The sequence below is a fragment of the Streptomyces sp. NPDC033131 genome (assembly GCF_055578365.1).
Genome location: NZ_JBVIPA010000004.1, coordinates 201,300 through 222,194 on the forward strand (window position 1 = coordinate 201,300; position 20,895 = coordinate 222,194).

General features: G+C 71.5%; 18 protein-coding genes. 9 read left to right on the plus strand and 9 right to left on the minus strand.

Features of this window, described 5'->3' with window-relative positions; genetic code table 11:
* Positions 1-29: 29 nt before the first annotated feature.
* Complete coding sequence (locus ACZ5XS_RS08180) at positions 30-1,370, plus strand: Gfo/Idh/MocA family protein (RefSeq protein WP_468648939.1); 1,341 nt, start codon at positions 30-32, stop codon at positions 1,368-1,370.
* Between the two features lie 117 nt (positions 1,371-1,487).
* Here the strand turns inward: ACZ5XS_RS08180 and ACZ5XS_RS08185 are convergent, their stop codons facing one another.
* Both ACZ5XS_RS08185 and ACZ5XS_RS08190 read right to left on the minus strand, forming a co-directional pair.
* Positions 1,488-1,916 (minus strand): Zn-ribbon domain-containing OB-fold protein, encoded by a 429-nt coding sequence (locus ACZ5XS_RS08185; RefSeq protein ID WP_468649140.1) that lies wholly within the window; start codon positions 1,914-1,916, stop codon positions 1,488-1,490.
* Positions 1,917-2,096: 180 nt separating this feature from the next.
* Positions 2,097-2,831: a TetR family transcriptional regulator gene (locus ACZ5XS_RS08190; protein ID WP_468648941.1), complete on the minus strand. Its 735-nt coding sequence runs from the start codon at positions 2,829-2,831 to the stop codon at positions 2,097-2,099.
* Positions 2,832-2,962: 131 nt separating this feature from the next.
* Here ACZ5XS_RS08190 and ACZ5XS_RS08195 point away from each other — a divergent pair, with 131 nt between their 5' ends.
* The 3 genes from ACZ5XS_RS08195 (at position 2,963) to ACZ5XS_RS08205 (ending at position 5,308) form a co-directional block, all read left to right on the plus strand.
* Positions 2,963-3,820 (plus strand): ATP-grasp domain-containing protein, encoded by an 858-nt coding sequence (locus ACZ5XS_RS08195; protein ID WP_468648942.1) that lies wholly within the window; start codon positions 2,963-2,965, stop codon positions 3,818-3,820.
* 95 nt (positions 3,821-3,915) lie between these two features.
* The gene (locus ACZ5XS_RS08200) at positions 3,916-4,698 is read left to right on the plus strand and encodes a peptidoglycan-binding protein (RefSeq protein WP_468648944.1); all 783 of its coding nucleotides are present in this window, start codon (positions 3,916-3,918) and stop codon (positions 4,696-4,698) included.
* 118 nt (positions 4,699-4,816) lie between these two features.
* Complete coding sequence (locus tag ACZ5XS_RS08205; RefSeq protein ID WP_468648946.1) at positions 4,817-5,308, plus strand: flavin reductase family protein; 492 nt, start codon at positions 4,817-4,819, stop codon at positions 5,306-5,308.
* Between the two features lie 261 nt (positions 5,309-5,569).
* On the opposite strand, the gene ACZ5XS_RS08210 is transcribed toward ACZ5XS_RS08205, so the two are convergent.
* The 4 genes from ACZ5XS_RS08210 to ACZ5XS_RS08225 all read right to left on the minus strand — a co-directional run bounded on the left by ACZ5XS_RS08210 (position 5,570) and on the right by ACZ5XS_RS08225 (position 10,481).
* On the minus strand, positions 5,570-7,945 hold the full coding sequence (locus tag ACZ5XS_RS08210) for a SpoIIE family protein phosphatase (protein ID WP_468649142.1): 2,376 nt from the start codon (positions 7,943-7,945) through the stop codon (positions 5,570-5,572).
* 168 nt (positions 7,946-8,113) lie between these two features.
* Complete coding sequence (locus ACZ5XS_RS08215; RefSeq protein ID WP_217237911.1) at positions 8,114-8,680, minus strand: antibiotic biosynthesis monooxygenase; 567 nt, start codon at positions 8,678-8,680, stop codon at positions 8,114-8,116.
* Positions 8,681-8,773: 93 nt separating this feature from the next.
* Complete coding sequence (locus ACZ5XS_RS08220; protein WP_217237912.1) at positions 8,774-9,166, minus strand: hypothetical protein; 393 nt, start codon at positions 9,164-9,166, stop codon at positions 8,774-8,776.
* A 391-nt stretch (positions 9,167-9,557) separates the two neighbouring features.
* Positions 9,558-10,481, minus strand: coding sequence for a MurR/RpiR family transcriptional regulator (locus ACZ5XS_RS08225; protein WP_217237913.1), 924 nt, complete (start codon positions 10,479-10,481; stop codon positions 9,558-9,560).
* Positions 10,482-10,701: 220 nt separating this feature from the next.
* Between ACZ5XS_RS08225 and ACZ5XS_RS08230 the strand changes: the two genes are divergently transcribed.
* A complete protein-coding gene (locus ACZ5XS_RS08230) occupies positions 10,702-11,103 on the plus strand; it encodes a DUF3662 domain-containing protein (protein ID WP_217237914.1) in 402 nt (133 codons plus the stop codon).
* Positions 11,104-11,115: 12 nt separating this feature from the next.
* Here the strand turns inward: ACZ5XS_RS08230 and ACZ5XS_RS08235 are convergent, their stop codons facing one another.
* The 3 genes from ACZ5XS_RS08235 to ACZ5XS_RS08245 form a co-directional block, all read right to left on the minus strand.
* A complete protein-coding gene (locus tag ACZ5XS_RS08235; protein ID WP_468648949.1) occupies positions 11,116-12,795 on the minus strand; it encodes a phospholipid carrier-dependent glycosyltransferase in 1,680 nt (559 codons plus the stop codon).
* 92 nt (positions 12,796-12,887) lie between these two features.
* Positions 12,888-14,816: a phosphatase PAP2 family protein gene (locus ACZ5XS_RS08240; RefSeq protein WP_468648951.1), complete on the minus strand. Its 1,929-nt coding sequence runs from the start codon at positions 14,814-14,816 to the stop codon at positions 12,888-12,890.
* A 178-nt stretch (positions 14,817-14,994) separates the two neighbouring features.
* The gene (locus tag ACZ5XS_RS08245) at positions 14,995-15,900 is read right to left on the minus strand and encodes an N-acetylglucosamine kinase (RefSeq protein ID WP_468648953.1); all 906 of its coding nucleotides are present in this window, start codon (positions 15,898-15,900) and stop codon (positions 14,995-14,997) included.
* Between the two features lie 318 nt (positions 15,901-16,218).
* Here ACZ5XS_RS08245 and ACZ5XS_RS08250 point away from each other — a divergent pair, with 318 nt between their 5' ends.
* From ACZ5XS_RS08250 to ACZ5XS_RS08265, 4 genes are all read left to right on the plus strand, one after another.
* Positions 16,219-17,352 (plus strand): ROK family transcriptional regulator, encoded by a 1,134-nt coding sequence (locus tag ACZ5XS_RS08250; protein ID WP_468648955.1) that lies wholly within the window; start codon positions 16,219-16,221, stop codon positions 17,350-17,352.
* Positions 17,353-17,626: 274 nt separating this feature from the next.
* Positions 17,627-18,949: an ABC transporter substrate-binding protein gene (locus ACZ5XS_RS08255; RefSeq protein ID WP_468649144.1), complete on the plus strand. Its 1,323-nt coding sequence runs from the start codon at positions 17,627-17,629 to the stop codon at positions 18,947-18,949.
* A 126-nt stretch (positions 18,950-19,075) separates the two neighbouring features.
* On the plus strand, positions 19,076-19,996 hold the full coding sequence (locus ACZ5XS_RS08260) for a carbohydrate ABC transporter permease (RefSeq protein WP_468648957.1): 921 nt from the start codon (positions 19,076-19,078) through the stop codon (positions 19,994-19,996).
* Positions 19,993-20,895, plus strand: a complete 903-nt coding sequence (locus ACZ5XS_RS08265) for a carbohydrate ABC transporter permease (RefSeq protein WP_468648959.1) — start codon at positions 19,993-19,995, stop codon at positions 20,893-20,895. Before ACZ5XS_RS08260 ends, ACZ5XS_RS08265 begins: the two co-directional genes overlap by 4 nt.

Here is a 20,895-nt window from a genome sequence, read left to right on the forward strand (position 1 = left end):
TCGGGGACGCGGTGGGGGAAGCGCTTTCCATGAGCCGACCCACCCACCACCGCGCAGCGATCGTCGGTACCGGTCACCGCGCCCAGATGTTCACCCGGGCCCTCGCCGAACGTCCCGGCCACCACGTCGCCGCCCTGTGCGACCCCAGCCCGACCCGGATGGCCTTCCACAACCGGCTGCTCACCGAGGCCGGCGAACCCGCCGCCACCCAGTGGGACCCCGACCGCTTCGCCGACCTGCTCGCCCAGGAGGACATCGACGAGGTCGTCGTCACCACCGTCGACGCCGAACACGACCGCTATATCGTGCCGGCCCTGAAAGCCGGCTGCCGGGTGGTCACCGAGAAACCCATGACCGTCGACGCCGAGCGCTGCGCCCGCATCCTCGACACGGTCCGCGACACCGGCAACACCCTGACCGTCGCCTTCAACTACCGCTTCAACCCCGCCCACGAGAAGGTCCGGTCCCTGCTCGCCGACGGCGCGATCGGCGACATCCTGTCCGTCCACTTCGAGTGGCTGCTCGACGTACGCCACGGCGCCGACTACTTCCGCCGCTGGCACCGCGAGAAGCGGCACAGCGGCGGCCTCATGGTGCACAAGTCCAGCCACCACTTCGACCTGGTCAACTGGTGGCTCGCCGACCGGCCGCGGGAGGTCTTCGGCTACGGGCGGCTCGCCTTCTACGGCCGTGAGGCCGGCGAACGCCACGGCCTGCGCCGCGACTACGACCGCGCCCACGGCGCCGCCCCGGCCGCCGAGGACCCCTTCGCCCTGGATCTCACGGCCGACGACACCCTGCGCGCCCTCTACCTCGACGCCGAGCAGGACGACGGCTACGTCCGCGACCGCAACGTCTTCGACGGCCCCGTCACCATCGAGGACGACATGGCGGTCCTCGTCCGCTACGCCCGCGGCGCGACGATGACGTACCACCTGACGGCCTACTCCCCGTGGGAGGGCTACCGGGTCATGTTCAACGGCAGCGCGGGCCGGCTCGAGCTCGAGGTGGAGGAGAGCCGCTGGCAGCCGCCTCGCATCCGGATCACCTCCGGCAGCGGCGCGCTGCACGGCGACACGGCCGCCGAGCACGCGGGCGGGGCACGGCTCACCCTGCGTCCGCTGTGGCGGCCCCCGGTCGACGTCCCGCTCGCCACCGCTCACGAATCCCACGGCGGAGGCGATCCGCGCATGCTCGACGCGCTCTTCGGGGCCGGGGCCGCAGGGGCGCCCACCGGCCTCGGGGCCCAGGGGCACCCGACGGCCACCGAACGCGACGGCGCTCTCGCGCTGGCCGTCGGACTGGCCGCCAACCGGTGCTTCGAGACGGGACGGCCGGTGAGGGTGGGGGAGGTGGTGCCCGGAGTGTGAGTGCGGTGAGGCGCCGCGTCGGAGAGATCCGGCGGCTCGTGCGGCGGGAGCACCGCGGCGTTGCTTCAGCCGCCGCTTCGCGCCCGGCGGGCGGTTCCCGACGGGGACCGACGCGTGTCAGCTCCAGGCGCGGTAGGGCTCGTCGAGCAGTTGGAAGACCGGCTCGCCCCGGACCGGGTCCTTCGCGGTGGACAGCCGGACCCGGTCACCGCTGTGGATGCCGATGGGCGGGCCCATGACCCGGCCGCGCAGGACGAAGCCCTCGGCCATCTCGATCAGGGACACGTTGCGGGCGGCGGGGGTGTTGCGGTGCACCACCGAGGAGTGGCGGACCGTCCCGGTGCCCTCGCTGCGCTCCGTCCGCAGGTCGCTGCCCTGACACACCGGGCACAGCAGCCGGTGGTACATGGCGGTGCCGCACCAGGTGCAGCGCTGGAAGAGGATGGTGTCCGTGTCCGCGCTCCTGCGATCCGGGGTCTTCGGATCCAGTAGGCCCGTCGCGAAGCCGGCTGACTGACGGACAACGCTTCCTGAGGGGTGGTACACGTTGGTCAACTCCCTGCGCTCGGCCGGAATCCCACGTGCGCGGATCACCGTGCACGCACGTGCCCGGTCGCCGTGCCACCGTGCACGCCCTCAGGGTATGGCACTCAGTGCCACTCGTAAAGGCACTCCGTACCCCTGATCTGAGAAGGTGCGGGCGAGGTACCTGTCCTGGGGGCGACGTCAGTCGCGCGCGAGCGCCGTCTCGATCTCCTGGACGACCCGCCACAGCGGCGCCCCGCGCCGGGAGACGACGACCACCACGTCCTCCGGCTGCTCGCCGGCGAGAGACGCGGCAGGGCTGCCGAAGGCGGACTGCACATAGCCGAGCGCGTGGTCGACCGTCGTGCTCGCGTCACCCTGCCCGTCCGAACGCAGCCAGGAGCGCAGCGCGTTGTTGTGTGCCGCGACCACGGCGGCGGCGATCACGTCGGCCTGCAGGGTCCCGTCGCGGCGGCCGGCGAACCGGCCCCGCAGATACTCGGCCAGGGCCCGCTCGTAGCGCCACACCACGGACAGCTCGTACGCGCGCAGGCCCGGGACCTTCTTGGTCAGGCGGTAGCGCTGCACGGAGAACGTCGGGTTCTCGGCGTACATCCGCAGCACCAGCCGGGCCGCGTCACAGACCCGCCCCACCGGTTCGTCCGCGTCGTCGCCGGCGGCCAGGAACCGCGTCATGTCGGCCAGGCACCGCTCGTGGTCCGGGAAGACCACGTCCTCCTTGGAGGGGAAGTAGCGGAAGAAGGACCGGCGTCCGACCCCGGCCAGCGCCACGATGTCGTCGACCGTGGTCTGCTCGTACCCCCGCTCCAGGAACAGCCGGAAGGCCGCCGCGACCAGCGCGTCCCGCATGGGCGGTTTCGCGGCCGCCGCCTGCGCCTTGTCTCCGCGTCGGGGCGTCGCGCTGCTGGAGCTCATGGACGGGAAAGTAGCACCTGACCGAACGGGATGGCACTCAGTGCAACACCACGAGGGAACTGAGTGCTCTGTGTGCTCACGGTGTTCGCCTTCGCATACGATCGGCTCTCCGCGCTGCCGAGGAGCCCCATATGCCGCCCGCCCGCCCCCGCCTTCTGTACGTCACCGACCTGGCCTACCAGGCAAGCGGGCGGCGCTACTGCGACGAGGACATCTTCCTCACCGCCCGTCTGCGCGAGGACTTCGACCTGGCGCTGTGCGACCCGCGGGACGCGGCCGCTGTGATGGACGCCTTCGACGCCGTCGTCGTCCGCAACAGCGGTCCGGTGCTGACCCACCAGGAGGCGTACGACGGGTTCCGCGAGCGGGCGCTCGCCCGTGGCGCCCGCGTCTACAACCAGCTCTCCGGCCGGGCCGACATGGTCGGCAAGCAGTACCTGCTCGACCTGAGCGCCGCCGGACACCCGGTCATCCCCACCGTCGACCGCCCGGAGGACCTGCACCGGCTGCCCGAGACGCAGCGGTACGTCGTCAAGCCCAAGCTCGGCGCGGACTCCGTGGGTCTGCGGATCGTCCCCGCCGACGGCCTGCGTGACCTGGTGGACGGGCACGTCCTGGTGCAGCCGTGCATCGACTTCGCCTACGAGGTGTCCTTCTACTTCGTCGACCACGACTTCCAGTACGCCCTGTACGCGCCGCACCCGGACCGGCGCTGGCAGCTGGAACCGTACGAACCCACCGCGGACGACCTGGAGTTCGCCCGGCGGTTCATCGACTGGAACACCATCGACCACGGCATCCAGCGGGTCGACGCCTGCCGTGCCCCGGGCGGCGAACTGCTGCTCGTCGAGCTGGAGGACCTCAACCCCTACCTGTCCCTGGACGCCCTGAGCGACAAGGACAGGGACGCGTTCGTCAGCGCGATGAAGGCGTCCCTGCACCGCTTCCTCTCCGCGGAACCGCGCGCGGGCGGCCCGGGCCGACGCTGATCCTCCGCGGGCACTGAACTCCCCGACCGGCGGGCGCGTATCACTCCCCGGGGGATGCCGGAGATCCCTTGCGAAAGGGACGGAGGGAGAGCCGTATGCCGACACCGACCGATCGCGGGCAGCCGCCTGAGCGACCCGGCGGGGAGCCGCTCGAACCGGTCCGCGTGCTGCGTCCTCGCAACACCGACGCCCTCGCGGAGCTCATCAGGGAGTTCCGCGAGCAGACCGGGCAGTACCAGGAACGCGGCGACGGCTATGAGGTCGTCACGCTGCCCCGCCCCGAGGCGGAGACGCAGGAGATGGCCCCGGTCACCGGAAACGGGCCGGTGACCGGGCCCGGCGGCCGTGCGGTGGGGTTCGCCGACCCTCCGGTGCGGGCCGGTGGCCACCCGGTGCGGGCCGGTGGCCACCCGGTGCGGGCCGGTGGCCACCCGGTACGGGGCGGCGGCCCCGTCGGACGCGTGCCCGGCCTGCGTCGCACCACCGTCGTGGCCGCCGTGGTCGCTGCGGCACTGGTCGGCTTCGGCTGCGCGTTCCTGCTGCCCGACCGGAGCGGTGCCGACGCGGCACAGCCCTCACCGCCGACGCCGACCGCGTCCGCTCCCGCCGCGCCCCCGCCCGCCGCCTCGGGCGCGACCGACCCCGACGGCCCGGGCACCCTCCGCGAAGGAGCCGCCGGGCCTGAGGTGACCGACCTCCAGCAACGCCTTCTGCGCATCCCGGACGTCTACGACCAGGGCTCCACCAGCGGCAGTTACGACGCCGACCTGACCGAGGCGGTGGCCCGCTTCCAGGTCTGGTACGGCATCCGCGGCGACGAGACCGGCGTGTACGGCGACGACACCCGGCTCGCACTGGAGTCCCGTACGGGCGGTTGACGCGAGGCCGTCCGCACGGTTCGTCCACGGGTCCGGACGGCATGGGCGGGCCGTGCCGTGCTCACCTGAAACCGGGGTACCCCTCGCACGACACCCACCCGACGGGAGTGATGCGAGCATGGCGGGTATGGACAGGTTCACCGGCCGGCTGGACCCGGACATGTGCGTGGTGACCGCCACGGCCGGCGGGGACCGGTCGGGCTGTCTGGTCGGGTTCGCCTCACAGTGCTCCATCCGGCCGGTGCGGTTCGTGGTGTGGCTGTCCACGGTGAACCGCACCTACCGCGTCGCTCGAAACGCGCCGTTCCTCGCCGTGCATCTGCTCACCCGCGAACAGCGCGCGCTGGCCGAGCTGCTCGGCGGGCGGACCGGCGACTCGACGGACAAGTTCCAGCACGTCGGCTGGCGGGAGGAGCACGGCGGAGCGGCCGTCCTGGACGACGCGGCGGCCTGGTTCGTCGGCGCGGTCGTGCGGGACGTCGACGGAGGCGACCACGTCGGTTTCGTGCTCGACCCAGTGGCCTGGGGCGAGCGCGAGGGGAGCGACGACCGGCCGCTGCTGCGCCTCGGCGACGCCGTCACCATCGCACCCGGTCACCCGGTGGACTGACGTTCCGCCCCGCTGCTCGAACACCGGGCAACGCGTCGGGAAAGTGACGGCGATCACGGAGCGGCTGCCGCCACGATGGGCAGCTCCCTGTGCGAGGGACCTCGCGTCACCCGAACCGAAGGCCACGCCGATGAGCGGCTCCCGTATCCCGGGCCTGGTACTGCCCGCCGTGTTCCTGCTGGCCTTCGTCGTGGGGGCGTTCTGGTACTGGCGGCATCGCGGGGACGAGTGAACGACGCGGCGGACCGCCCCGGCCGCCCCTCACTCCGGCTCGTCGGGCACCCGGATGTCGACCACGCAGACGTCGTCGCGCCGCTCACCCTCCAGCACCGCGGCGAGCAGAGGGCTCAGGGAACCGGGCTCGTCCGTGTGGTGGGTGACGACCGCCTCGGCGAGCCGCGTCAGACCCAGGTCGATGCCCTCCGCGGGCCGCTCGACCAGACCGTCGGTGTACAGGATGAGCCGGTCCCCGGGCTCCAGGAGGCACTCCGCCTCCTCGTAGACCGGCGTGGAGCTCGCCCCGATCAGCATCCCGCGCGGGCGGCCCAGATAGCGCACCTCGCCGTCGCGCAGCAGCAACGGCGGCGGATGGCCCGCCTGCGCCCACACCAGCCGGCGCTCGCCGGGGGTGTAACGGGCCAGGACCATGGTCGCGGTGCCGTGCGAGTCACGGGAGTGCAGCAGCAGCGTGTTGAGGCGGGCGAGCGCACCGGTCAGCGACGATCCGGTGATGACCATGCCCTTCGCGGTGAAGCGCAGCTGCGCCATCGTGGCGACGGCACCGATGCCGTGCCCCGCGACGTCGCCGACCACGAACAGGGCGTCGCCGTCGGGCAGTTCGATGGCGCTGAACCAGTCGCCGCCGACATGGATGCCCGACTGGGCGGGCAGATAGGCCACTTCGACGCGCAGGTCGGCCAGCCGCACCGGCCGGGTGGGCAGCGGCAGCAACGCGTGCTGCAGCCGGGCGGCCAGCGTCCGCTCGGCGCGCAGTACGCCGTGCTGGGTCAGGATCTCCTGCTCGCTCTCCAGCAGGGCGAGTTCGGCGCTGCGCTGCGCCGTGAGGTCCTGCACGAAGCCGTGCACCTCGACGGGTGTGCCGTCGGCGGCAGCCACCGCCTCGGCGACGGCCCGCAGATGCCGGACCCCGTCGGCCGTCCTGATCCGGAACGGGACGTCGAACTGGTACCCGTCGCGCACGATGTCCCGGATGGCACGGATCAGTGCCGGCACGTCCTCGGGCAGCGCAAGGCCCGGGAGGTCGGCGAGCTGGACCGGGCCGCGCGCGGGGTCCCGGTCGAGGATGTCGAAGACCTGGGACGACCAGTTGACCTCGTGCGTGACCAGATTCCAGGTCGCCCAGCCCAGGTTGCCCAGCCGCTGCACGTCGGCCAGCCGCTGCTCCTGCCGGTCCGAGGAGTCCTGCCGGACCCAGGCCAGGACCAGTCCGTCACCGAGCCGGGCGGCCCGCACCGAGTACGTCGACAGCTCGGCGCTGCCGGCCACGACCTGATGATGGGCGAACGGCGGGCCCTCGAACGGCTCCCCGGTCTCCCGTGTGCGCAGACATCCCTCCCACAGCTCTGCGCCCGCCATGCTGGGGAAGCACTCCAGGATCCGATGGCCCACCAGCTCGTGCCCGGTACGGCCGACGATGTCGGCCGCGTCCGGCGTCGCCGCGTCGATGCGGTAGTCCTCCACCTCCCCCGAGGAGGCGGTCAGCGGTGACAGCAGCATCGCCGCACCCGGCAGTGCGTCGAACACCGCCTGGACGGCGCTGTTCGCGGCATGCTCCGGCCGGGCTCCGAAGGCTCGAAGCCGGCCCGCGCACAGCCGGGCGACCGCCCGCAGGAGCCGGCGGGCCGGCGGGGTGAACGGCCCGCCGCGCTCGCGCAGGACGCCGATGCAGACCTCGGCGGTGTCCCCGGCCGGCACCGGCAGCCAGGCGCGGGAGCGCCAGCGCTCCGGCGGGTCCCCTATGAGCAGGTACCGCTCCCGGTCCGTGTCGAAGTCCTCCAGCCAGCGCGGCTCCCGCGCGCGGAGCGCGTCCAGGGCGGCGACCCCGGTCAGCGGGGGCACCTGCCGCCACTGCGTGGCCAGGAGGTCGCCGATCCCGCAGTGCCCGACCAGTTCCAGTCCCCCGGTGGGCAGGTGCTGAAAGATCATGACCGCGTCGGCGTCCAGCTCGGGCCTCAGGTGGTCCAGCAGACACCGGGCGAGGTCCTGCGGGGTGCCGACGCGGGCCAGGGCCTCACCGAGCCGGCCGAGGGCGACGAAAGCGTCGTCCGTATCGTCGGCGTCCTCCGCTTCGAGGGTGTCCCGGGTGGCCGGCACACCGGGCCGGGGGTCGTCGAGGGAAGGAGCCGAGGCGCCGGAGCCGGCGGCGTCCGGCTGCGTTGCGGCGTGCTGTAGAGGAGGCACCAGTTCGCCGAGAGTGATCCAGCACTCCTCCAGCAGCGAGCGGTTCGCGGCCTTGGCACGCTGCTGCAGTTCCTCGCCGGCGGCGTTCGGCGTGCAGCCGGTCAGCGCCATCAGCACACCCTTGGCCCGTTCGAGAACGGCCGACATCGCCGCCTGGTCGCGCAGCCGGTCCAGTTCGGCGCGCTGACGGGCGACAACCTTCGCCAGCGCTGCCATGTCGGGCGCGGCGCCGGGCTCGGGGCTGGCGGGCTCGCTGGTCACGTGTTGAGCATCGCACATCGGAGGTGTGCCGATCACTGACTTGCGCCCGCTGATCGCACGCACCGGTGAAGCCGGCGAGACGGGCCGGGCAACGCGCCCGCCGTCCGCCGCACGGGAGGTGTCTCAGCGATCCGGCGGCGGGTAGAGCCACAGCCGCAGCAGGCGGCTCAGCAGTGGCATGACCAGATACGTCAGTACCGGCAGGAGCACGATCGGGAACACCGCGGCGCGTAACGGCAGGGGCCAGGTCAGGGTGTGCGGAGCCACCAGCCACTGGATCAGGAACGTGAACGGGTAGGCGCCGAGGAAGGTGGTGAGCACCATCTTCCAGCGGCGCGGGGCCTGCACGGTGGTGCCTGGAAGAGCGAACCAGGTCTCCATCCCGGTCGTCGACTGGCGCTCACTGCCGATCTCCGTCGCGACGCCCTCGATCCGTCCGTGCCACGTGGCCCGCTCCTCCGACTCCAGCCAGGCGGCGAGCCGGTGCGGATCGGACCAGCGCAGCACCGCGTGGAAGCGGTGACCGTCCTCGGGCCGCAGCCAGGAGACGCCCTCGTTGCCGGGGAAGCGTCTGGCGCAGCGGGTGATCCCGTGCGTCCACTGCTCGAACTCCTGCTCGTGGCCGGGGCGCACCTGCCAGGTGAGGACCGTGGTGACCGGATCGCCCTGCCGTACGTCGGTGGTGCTCATGCTCACCACGGGTGCCACGCGAGACGCGGCTCATGCCCCCGGGCAGCGGTCACGCACCGGGGCGTGGGCCGGGCGGCCGAGGATCGCGCCGGGTCAGCGTCCGTGTCCGTGCTCGATGAGCGCCTGCGTGACCGCCCGCACGCTGCGGGCGATGTGCTGCAGCTGCAGGACCTCCGCCGCGTACAGCTTGATCGTGTGCTCGATGACCGACTCCGGAAGACCGAGTCCGGGCAGGTCGGCGCGTGCGGTCTGCAGGGCGGTGCGGGCGACCCGCACCTCCTGCTGGACCTGGATCTGGGCATGCCGGGCGAGCAGTACCGGGTGACGGATCAGGGCCGGGTAGCTGGCGTAGCGGGCCGGCACCAGTTCGCGCAGCCACTTGGCGGCCGAGCGCTCCCAGTCGTAGCTGCCGGGGTTCTTTACCTGACACGGCCAGTCCGGGCTGATCCGCTTGGTCGTTCGTGTGGTCGTCAGGGTCATGGTCATCGCTTCCGGGGGTGCGTCGTCGTGCGGGGTGATCCGACGGGGTGGCGCGGCCCCGGTCCAGGGGATGACCGGGGCCGCCACGGGCGCTCGCGCAAGCGATGCCCGACCGAACACCCTGGGCGCCGGCGCGGGTAGGAGCCGGCGGCATCAGATGTCCGTGCAGGAGCCCGCGACGTCGGACGGTGCCCGCGCGGGGTGCGGTGCGGCATGCGCATGGGCGGACCGTCGTCTCTGTGCGGGCGGATGCGGACGGAACGTGTGTCCCGGAATGACCGGGAGTGCGATCCGTGAGCAGTATTTATATATGCCGTCCGCTTTGCAAGAAGCATGAAAACATTCATGCGCGGTATGTGACGGATGTTCCCCGTGTGTCCGATGTAGGGGTGGGTCGTCAGTCCCGCAGGAAGAACTGGTGCTGGTCGGAGATGTGCTCGTAGTCCTCGAGCCGGGCCTGCGTGCGTTCCGGGTCCGCGTCGGTCATGGCCTGGAGCAGCGCGGCGGCCATCACGCCCGGCGCGGCGTACGAGTCGAAGACCAGCCGGGACCCGGTCCCGGTGGCGAAGACGGCGTCCGCCTCGTCGGCCACCGGTCCGAGCGCCAGGTCGGTGATCAGCGCCACCTTGAGTCCGGCGCTGCGCGCGACCCGTACCGCGGTCAGGGTCTCCTGGGCGTGCCGGGGCATCGAGAACGCCAGCACCCAGGTACCGCCCGCCTCGCGCGACTGGAGCAGCGCGTCGTAGGCGACGCTGCCGCCCCGGGTGACCAGCCGCACGTCGGGATGGACCCGGCGGGCCGCGTAGGCGAAGTACTCGGCCAGGGACGCCGAGATGCGCAGGCCCAGGAGGGTCAGCGGGGTCGACCGGGACAGCTCGCGGCCGACGTCGATCACCTGGTCGGGGTCGGCGAAGTCGCGCCGCAGGTTCTCCAGGTTGTCGATCTCGGCGTCGACCGCCGCCTGGAGTTCGTTGCTGCCGTTCTCCTCCGCCGCGGGGGGACCGCCGGCGAGGGTGGCGAGCGCGATCGACTGGAGCCGCTCCCGTAGCGCGGGGTAACCGCTGAAGCCCACCGCCGCGGCGAAACGCGTCACCGACGGCTGGCTCACGCCGACACGCTCCGCGAGATCGGTGATCGAGAGGAAGGCCGCCTCGGTGATGTGCTCGATCAGGTACTGGGCGATGCGGCGCTGCCCAGGGGACAGCCGGGGCCGGTCGAACAGGCCCCTGAGCTGCGAAGTCGGGGAGACCTCCGCCTCCGGTGCGGTCTTCCCCGAGGTGATCGCGGATGCCTGGGCGCGTGCCTGCTGCGGCGATGGCACGGCGCCTCCTTTGTCTCCCACAGTGCCTCAACATAGCTCACGCACCGTGGCGGCCGGCGGCTCGAGCGGCGGCCACGGACGGCCGGCCCGAGAACGAAGGATCGAGCCGCCGAAAGGGCGGATACGGTCGCGCCGGCCGGGCACCCGCCCCGGCGAAGGCCCTTCGACGACGACTTTCGAAGCCGGCATACGCATCAACTCTTCGGCAGGTGAGAGGCGAATGAGCGCACTCAGCGCAGTGGAACAGGCCCTGGAGAACCGGTGGGAGGCGCTGTGGGCGCGGGTCATCGACAAGGAACCCGTCGAGCTCCTGGACGCGTTGCGACGCGAGTGCGACAGCAACGCGGTCGTGTGCAGCGAGACCCGTGTCGTGGTCCCCAACGCCTACGACATCGAACTCGCCGACTCCGTCCACGACGAGCTTTCACGCCGGGGCACCAACGTCGGCCAGGCACTCACCGACTGTCTGATGCGGCACGCCGAACACAAGGGCTACGAGTGGGCCGGCCCGCTCGCCGTGCACATCACCAGGTCGGCGCAGGTGCCCAACGGCCGCTACCGGCTGGCCAGCAGCGTGATGTCGCACGTGAGCGCCGACGGTTTCCAGTACGCGGCTCACTAGGAGGAGCGGACGTCAGCGGCGGTAGATCGTGATCGAGTGACCGACCTGGTCGACCGCACGACTGCTGTCGAGCAATCCGGCCAGCCGACCCTTCGCTTTGGCAACCGAGGAGTCCGACACGGCCAGCAGTCCGCGTACTTCGCGCCGGGGCGCCGTGAGCGGATCGGCTGCGTCGATGCCGTAGTACGACGGCACACCGCTGCCCTTGTACACGAGCCAGACCCGCTCGCCCCGGTACCGCTCCCGCAGCCGGTCGGCGAGCCGGCCGAGGTCCTGGCCCCAGTCGACGTTGGAGTCGTGCAGTCTGAGCCGGGTCTTGGCCGGGCCGCCGAACGCCTCGTTGGAGTACGGCAGATAGCAGGGAAACGTCCGCAGGGAGCTGACCGCGACGAACAGCACCAGCGCCCCCGTCGCCACCGGCGTCCACCGCCACCGCGGGACCAGGACACAGCCGGCCGCCACCGCCAGGAACATCGGCAGGAAGACGGCGTACCGGGTGCCGAGGTCCCTCGCCCCCTCCATGGCCGCCGCCAGCAGCACCGCGGCCGGCAGCAGCAGATAAGGCGCCACGGGCCGCAGCCTGCGTACCGCCACCACCACGACGGCACCGGCCGCCCACAGCGCGAGCATGCCGAGCGGCGTCTTCACCAGCAGTGCCACCGGCAGGTAGTACCACAGGGACCCCTCGTAGACCCGCCCGAACAGGAAGCCCTGCCACGGCCGGTTCTCCAGAGCGAACTGGATCCGCATCCCGTCCCGGAACGCCTCCGGGAACGGCAGCAGTTCCACCAGCAGCCCCCGCCGCCCGTGCACGACGGGCACGTACTGCTGCGGCGACCAGCGCAGCCGTGGATCGACGGCCAGATACGACGCCCAGACGACGGCCACGGCGACCAGCGCCACCACGGCGGCGCCCCCGGCCGCCCGCAGCAGCTTCCCGCGCCGGTCCGCCGAAACCGTGTCCGCGCACCAGACCGACACCGCGGCCAGTACCAGCAGCACCGGGAAGGCCGCCAGCGCGCTCATCTTCGTGGCCAGGGCCGCGCCGAGCGCCGCTCCGGCGAGCGGCAGACACAGCCGGGGCCGCCCGCGCGCCCGCCACAGCAGCCACACCGACGTCAGCAGGAACCCGGCCGTCGGCACGTCGAGCGTGGCCAGCGAGCCGTGGGCGATGACGTCGGGGGAGAAGGAGTACAGGGTGAGGGCCGCCAAGGCGCCCACCGGCCCGGCCAGTTCACGGGCGAAGGCGAAGACGACGAGCCCGAACAGCAGCGTCAGCGCGATCACCGGAAGCCGGGCCCACAGCATCAGCCGCCAGGGGTTGTTGCCCGACTCGTACAACAGGTGCCGCCCGAGGGCGCCCTGGCCGCCGGTGAAGGACGGATCGACGTGCGGGTCGGCCAGGGCCACGCCGACGGCGACGACCAGCTTCCCCAGCGGCGGATGCTCGGGGTTGAAGCGCACGCGGTGCTCGTGCAGGTAGTCGGCGGCCGTCCCCACGTACACCGGCTCGTCGATGGTCGGGGTCTGCTGGACGGCGGTGGTCACCATCGCCGCGGCCATCTGGGCGAGCAGCACGACCACGAGGAGCGGCACCAGCCGGCGTCCGCGGGACCGCGAACGCCCCGGCGGCCGGACGCCGGGCGCCCCGGGGGCCGGGTCGAGGACCGAGGGCCGTTCGCGCGTCATCATCCGCCCCGCGGTGACACCGGGCGGGCGGTGGCGGGAGCGATGTGACGGCGTCTCATGCGCCTACTCTGCATCAGCTCCCGCCACCGGGGGCGCTACCGCTTCAGGAGTCGTACCGACAGACCTTCCGCCGTGTGGACGGGTACGGCCCGCAGCGTGTCGGAGTCCAGCTCGACGCGGTCGAACTGGCCGCGCAGCACCGGGGCGCCGAGCACGCGGACCGTGCTGCCCGCGGCCGGCGGCCGCTTCGCGTCGAGGCGCAGCGACAGCGTGCTGCCCCGGCCGAGCACCGCCCGGCGCGTCACCTCCAGGACCGGCTCCTGACCCGACCGCAGCGTCACCTCCAGGCTGCCGGACTCCTGCGCGTACGTGCCGTGGACCTGCAGCGACTTGCCGAGCTTCAGCGTCCCGCCGGTCACCCGCACACCACCGTGGCCCAGCGCGTGGGCCGAACCGGCGACCAGCACACCCTCCTCCAGCACGGTGCCGCCGGTGTACCGGTTGTGGCCGGTCAGGGCCAGCGTGCCGCTGCCGCGCTTGGTGAGGCCGCCGTCGCCGTCGATGTCGTTGCGCCAGCTGTCGGCAGCCCGGAAGCCGCCGGCCGCCGCGTCGAGCGTGACGGTCACGTCGGAGTCGAAGGCGCCGTATCCGTCCGCCGCGGCGAAAAGGTTCAGCCGGCCCCACTGTTCGAACCCGTCCAGCAGGACGTAACCCGAGGGCAGTGCGGTCGTCCGCAGCACGTCGCGGCGCTGCGCCGCGTCCAGGTACGGCAGTCGCGTCTCCAGCAGCACCTCCGCGCCCTTGGGCACGGTCAGCGGCTCGTTGCGGCCGCGCCGGGTCAGCACGTAGGTCAGCCGGGGTTCCACGGCACGCTCGTTGGCGTCCCGGTCGGCGTACGGGTCGGAGCCGTCCGAGTGGGCGTACGTGTACAGCGTGTCCGCCGTGGTGCCGGTCTTGTCCTGGAAGTACGCCAGGGCCTGGGCGCGCGCCGCGGCCTTGAGACCGGCGTTCGCCGGGTCGGCCAGTGCGGCGGCGGCCAGGGCGGTGGCCATGATCCGGCCGCCGATGACGTCGACCGTGGAGTGCATGCCCGACATGATCCGGGTGTGGCTCAGCTCGAAGGCACGGGTCACCAGTTCCTGGAACCGCTCGGGCACCGCGTAGGCGAAGGCCAGGGCCGCCAGGTGGAAGGCGTTGGTGTGACCGCTGGGGAAGCCGCCGTCATCCGCCGCGTTGGTGCTGCGCTGCCGCAGCAGCTGCGTGACGACGACCACCTTCGAGTCGTAGACCGGGTAGCCGAGCGCGTCCTTCGCGCCGGTGTCGACGACCTCGCTGTCCTCGTTCATGCGCCACGGGCGCGGGTACTGGAACGTGAACTTGGCGGGGTTGCCCGAGGCGAACGGGCCGCGCACGGTGTCGACCAGCTTGGCGACCTGGCCGAGCGCCGAGTCGTAGGAGCCGGCGCCGAGCGCGGATCCCGCGGGGGCGCCGGCCGGGACGGCGTCGCTGATCGTGGTGGCCGGTGTCCCCTCGGGAGCGCTGGTGATCGAGGTGACCGCCTTGGCGCCCGCCTTGTACAGGTCGGCCAGCGGACCGAGGCCCCCGATCATGGCGTAACTCTGGTGCTGGCGGTCGTGGACGAACGCCTCCTTGGCCTGCTCCTCCGTCCGTGCGGACGTGACCCGGGCGCAGTAGCGCATGTTGGCGCGCAGCACCTCGGGCATCAGCGGTGTGCCGGTGTTCCAGGCGTCGCCCGTCTTCCACACCTTGGCGAAGCCGCCGAGGATCCGGACCACGGCGTTGGTCTCGGGCGTCTGGTTCGCGACGACGTTGGTCTTGTAGTCGTCGACGAACGCGGCGAATGCCGTGGCCGCCTTCGCGTCCGTGGCGGCCAGCCAGGTGGCGAGCGTGGGAGCGGCCAGGACCCCGGCCGAGGCGCCCAGGGAGGTCTTGAGGAACCCCCTGCGGTTCACGGCGCGTTCACGGACCGACGAGGGGGAGCTGTGCCCGGCTGCTGACGGCATGCGTCTGCCTCTCTTGAGTTCATCGGCCCTGCGGCCGTGGGTAAGGAGGTGGTGCGATCGACGGCGGCTCGCGGGGCGACGGCCGACCTGAGAGTCGAACGCGCTTTCCCGAGCCGTACGAGCGAAGATCTACGGGCGGGTTGTGTCGGACCGGGGAGGATCCGGCGTCCGCCGCGTGTCATACGAGTGAACGGGCCATCGCCACCGCCCCGTCGACCGGCGCCACCCCGAGGGGCCTCGGCCGGGCCCCCGGCACGCGCTCGGCCAGGGACGACACGAAGGCGTCGTACAGGGCGGGTTGGGCCAGGACGGTGCTGCCGGCGATCACGACGTCGTCGACCGGGACCCCGCGGGCGGCGAGCCGTTCGACGAGCGCGGCCAGCGCGCGGCCGCCCTCGGTGATGACCGTACGGGCGAGCGGCGAGCCCGCCTCGGCGGCGGCGAACACCACGGGTGCGTGCCGGCCCCACTCGGCGGAGACGTCCTCGGCGCTCTCCAGCGCCGCCCCGAGCGCGGGTACCTCGGCGACCCCGAACGCGGCGACCAGGGACTTGGCCAGTGCGTCGGGTTCCTCACCGCGGTCGTGCGCCCCCCACGCGGCCCGCACGGCCTCACGGACGAGTCCGGCCGAGCCGCCCTCGTCGCCGAGCACCGCACCCCAGCCGCCGACCTGGACGGGGCTGCCGTCGTCGAGCCGGCCGACGGCGACCGAACCCGTGCCGGCGACCAGGCCGACACCCCGGTCCAGTCCCGCCGCGGGGACGAGGAGTTCGGCGTCGCCCATGACCAGGGCGGGCGCGTCGAAGTGGAGTTGCAGAGCGGTGCGGATCTGGGCGCACTGCCGGGGTGTCTCGCAGGCGTGCCCGCCCACCGCGACGGCTGACGGGCGTGCGCCCGCCGGCAGCGCCTCGGCGACCAGCGCGGCCAGCCGGCCGGCCGCGGCCACCGGGTCGTGCGGCCGCCAGCCGCTGCTCGGCCGGACGTGATCGGCGACGGACCGCTCGCCCGTGAAGGCGCGCAGGTGCGTCTTGGTGCCGCCCACGTCGATGCCGACCACGAGAGGGCACGAGGGAGAGTCCTGCACGGAACCTCTTTCGTCGTTGCGCTGGGCTGCGACGGTGGGCGAACCGTGCCTGGAACATGGGGAGTCGAAGAACTCGGGAAGCCCCGGGACGGGCCTCTGACGGACCACGGCAGGCGAGTACCGTGACGTTCGTTAGGAAGTTAACTAACGAAGTACAGTGCGTGTCAAGAGGCATCGCGCACTCCACCGGAACGGCCCGTCCGGGCCGCCGAGAGGCGGGGAATCCGCGACGCCAGGGCATCCCATCGCCGCATCCCACCGACCCGTTCGAGCGGGAGCGCGGCCCGTGACCTGTGTGGGAGAACTGTGGAACACGACGTGGCGAAAGCCCCCCGCCTGACCGAGAGCGCGAGCGCGGTGTTCGCCGTGCTGGCCGGGGCGGGCAGGGCCACCCGCCCGCAGCTCGCGAGCCTGGCGGGCCTGTCCAAGCCGACGGTGTCCTCCGCCGTGGCGGAACTGGAGAACGCCCGGCTCGCCGCCTGCTCCGGCACCGCCTCCGGCAGCACGGGCCGCAGCGCCGCCGTATACGGTCTCGGCCCGGCGGCCGGGGCCGTGCTCGCCGTCGACCTCGGCCCCGCCCTCACCCGGGTGCGCGGCTGCGCCCTGGACGGCACCCTGCTCGCCCAGGCCACCGGTTCCCGGCAGGAAGCCGCCGACGTCGTGCGCGAGGCCCTGTTCGCCCTGCCCGCCGCGGCCCCGCTGCGCAGCATCGTCGTCGCCGTCGGTGACGTCACCGCGCCGGAGGAGTCAGGCGCCGGTATGCGACCCGCCACCGCCAAGGCCGGCCCCGTCTTCGACGCCATGGCCGTCGCCCTGCCGGCCGGTGTTCCCGTCCACCTCGAGAACAACGTCAACTGCGCCGCGCTCGCGGAGCTGCACGAGGGCGCCGCCCGAGGCCACCACACCTTCGGCTACCTGCGGATCGGCGTGGGCATCGGCCTCGGCATCGTGGTCGGCGGCCAGGTGCTGCGCGGAGCCAACGGCGCCGCCGGAGAGATGGCCCGGCTGCCCTACCCCTGGGACGACGACCGCGAGCCGCGCAAGGAGGCCCTGGAGGAGTACATCGGCGCACGCTCGCTGCTGCGGCGGGCCGCCGCGGCCTGGCAGGACACCGACGGGCCGCGCCCGCGTACCGCCGAGCGGCTGTTCGCCGCCGCCGGGGAGGGGCTGGCCACGGCTCGCGCCGTCGTGGGCCGTCATGCCGCGGACGTGGGCCGCCTGGCCGCCGCCGTGACCGCCGTACTGGACCCCGGACTGATCGTCCTGGGCGGCAGCACCGGAGCGTACCCGCAGCTCCTGCCCGGTGTGCGGGCCGAACTGGCACGGCTGAGCTGGCCCACCGAGGTGGTCAGCAGCACGGTCGGGGACCTCGGCACGGTCGTGGGTGCCTCCCGGCTCGCCGTCGCCCGGGGAGTCCAAACCGTGACCGAGGCCGTGGGGGAGAAGGATTGACGGCTTCCGACTCGGTCTGCCAATGTCCGGACAAGCGCTTTCTAAGTCGGCCGGGACGCCGGCTTGGGGTGAGCGTCCCGCCCGTACCCGAGGTACGGCAGCCACGCGATGGCGTGCTCGCGTGACGACGGCCATGGCGGCCGGGGATCCCACCCGTCAGGATGGCGCGGCCGGGCGAGGCCGTGCTCCGGAAAGCGATATTCCCAGCAAGATGCACCCGTGCCGCCTCGGCTGGCGCCGTGCTCCGTCCCCTACCGAAAAAAAGGGATCGATGATGACCACTGTGGGTGTGCGGCGCTCTCGCCGACTCGGCCGCGGCGGTATGCGCCGCCTGGCTCCCCTCGCTGCCGTTGCCACGGCAGGTGCCCTGCTGCTTACCGCCTGCGGAGGGGGATCCGACTCGGGCGGGACCTCCAAGTCGCTGACGTTCTGGATCTCCACGGTCCCGGGGCAGGACGCGGGCTGGAAGAAGATGGTGGCGCAGTACGAGAAGGAAACCGGCGTCAAGGTCAAGCTCGTCAACATCCCCTACGACGGCTACGCGGCGAAGCTGCGCAACTCCGCGCAGGCGAACTCGCTGCCCGACGTGGCGGCCGTGCCGGCGCTCGACCCGATCTGGTCGAACAAGCTGATCGACCTCAGCGACATCGCCAACAACAAGACCAACAAGATCAACGCCAACTTCGTGGCCAAGGACTCGTCCGGGAAGGTGCTGTCCATCCCCTCGGACGTCACCGCGTCCGGCATGTTCATCAACAAGTCGCTCTTCGAGAAGGCCGGTGTCGACTACCCGACCTCGCCCGACAAGACCTGGACCTGGGACGAGTTCATCAAGGCGGCGAACGAGGTCCGGGAGAAGACCAAGGCCAAGTACTCCCTGACCTTCGACCAGTCGCCGTCCCGGCTGCGCGCCATGGTGTACGAAATGGGCGGGAAGTACGTCCACGCGGACGACTCCGGCAAGTTCTCGGTGGACGCGGCTACCAAGAAGGCCGTGAACACCTTCGTCGGATGGAACGACGACAAGACCATGCCGAAGTCGGTGTGGACCAGCGGCGCCGACCCGTCGGCCATGTTCCAGAGCGGTGACGTCGTCGCCTACTGGTCCGGTGTGTGGCAGGTCGCCGCCTACGCGGAGAGCATCACGAAGTTCGAGTGGGCGAGCGTCCCGACTCCCGCCCAGCCGGTGCAGGCCAGTGACGTCAACAGCGGCGGCATGACGGTGGGCTTCAACAACAACGCCGACGCGGCCGCCGCCGCGAAGAAGTTCCTGTCCTGGCTTTACGAGCCCGACCACTACAAGGCGCTGTGCGAGGCCTCCGGCTTCCTGCCGGTCGAGACCGGTCTCGACCCGAAGTACCCCTTCAAGTCCGAGGCGGCGCAGGCGGCGTTCAAGCTCTACAACGAGTCCATCCCGCTCTACGACCCGATCTCCGGCTACTTCAACAGCGCGCAGACGAACTGGGTGCTGAAGGGCAAGAGCCTCGCCGACGACCCGACCAAGGCGGAGCTCGGCAAGGCGATCAACGGTGAGCAGTCGGCCGACAAGGCCCTGCAGAACATCGTGGACGGCTACAACCAGCAGGTCGGCGGCTGAGCGTAGGCCGGCGGGCCCGGGCGGCGGGGTCGAGAGACCACCGCCCGGGCCCGCCGGACCCGCATGATGCCCGGGCTCATGGCCTGAGCCCACAGGAACCCATTCCACCAGCACGGAGTCAGGAAGATGACAAAACGCGCCTCGGACGCTTCGGACGTGTCCGTGAGCCCGCCCAGGAGACGCAGCAAGTACACCCTCGCGCCGCTCGTCCTCATCGCGGGCAATGTCGTGCTCTTCTCGCTGTTCTTCGTCTGGCCGGCGGTGATCGGGCTCGTCTACTCCTTCACGAACTACACGGGCGTGGGTGCGTTCCAGTTCGTCGGACTGGACAACTACGAGAAGCTGCTCGGGGACTCGACCTTCTACGCCGCGACAACCCGCACGCTGCTGTACACCGTGCTCTTCGTTCCGCTGAACTTCGTGTTGTCGCTGCTCATCGCCAACGTGCTGGTGAGCAAGAACGCCAAGGGCGCGTCGGTCGCCCGCGTCTTCTTCTTCATCCCGTGGCTGCTGTCGCCCATCATCGTGGGTGTCCTGTGGCGGTGGCTGTTCGGTGAGAACTTCGGACTGGTCAACTACTTCATAGAGAAGGTCGGCGGAAGCGCGGTTCCCTGGCAGTCGAACGCGGACCTGTCACTGCTCGTGGTCGTGGTGGCGGCGGCCTGGAGCTGGACGGGCTTCTCCATGCTGCTGTTCATCGCGGCGATCAAGAACGTCCCGACGTCGTACTACGAGGCGGCCGCGCTCGACGGCGCCGGTCCGTGGCGCCAGTTCTTCAGTATCACCCTGCCGAGCATCGCCCCCACGTCCTTCATCGTCATCCTGCTCAACACGATCCACGCGATGAAGGAATACGCGGTGTTCGCCTCCCTCAACAACGGTGGACCCGGAACGTCGAACAACCTGCTGGTCCAGTACATCTTCCAGACGGGGTTCAGGTCGGGCCAGATCGGCTACGCGAGCGCCGCGTCGTTCGTGCTCATGCTCATCCTGATGGCCGTCGCGATCATTCAGATGATGGTCAACCGGCGGGTGGAGAACCGATGACAACCACAGACACACTGCGCAAGGCCGACGCCGATGCCGTGCCGGCCGTCTCCAGGAAGCGGTCCCGCGGCGCGGCGAGCGGCGGGCTTCGGCGCGCGATTGCCCCGACGACCCTGCTGTGGGTCCTGGCGGCCCTCTACGGGCTGCCGGTGCTGTGGTTCGTCCTCAGCTCCTTCAAACCGGCGGGAGACCTGTTCTCCCTTCCGCTGACGCTGTTCCCGGACGACCCCACCGTGTCGGGTTACAAGGAAGCGTGGGCCAGCGCCAACTTCTCCGGGTACTTCATCAACACGATCATCGTGTGCGTGATCGCGACGATCCTCACGGTGGGAGTCAGCTGCTGCACCGGGTACGCGCTGGCCAAGTACGACAACAAGTGGCTCAAGGCGTTCTTCCTCTGCGTCCTGGCCACCACGATGCTGCCGGCCGAGGTCATGCTCGCCCCGCTGTTCCTGGTGGTCCGCGACCTCGGCCTCTACAACTCGCTCTCCGGCATCATCCTCCCGGCCCTGCTCACCGCGACCGGCTGCTTCATGTTCCGCCAGTTCTTCCTGACGGTCCCCGACGAGCTCATCGAGGCCGCCCGCATCGACGGTGCGCCCGAGCTGAAGATCTTCCTGAGGATCATGGTGCCGATCTCCCGGCCCATCATGCTGACGCTCGCCATCCTGTCGTTCCAGTGGCGGTGGAACGACTACATCTGGCCGCTGCTGATGCTCAACGACCCCGAGAAGTTCACCGTGCAGATCGGCATCCAGAGCCTCGTCGGCGCGCAGAACATCAACTGGTCGGTGCTGCTCGGCGGATCGGTCATCTCCATGGTGCCGCTGATCGTCGTCTTCCTGGTGTTCCAGAAGTACGTCATGAACGCCGACATCAACGCCGGACTGAAGGACTGA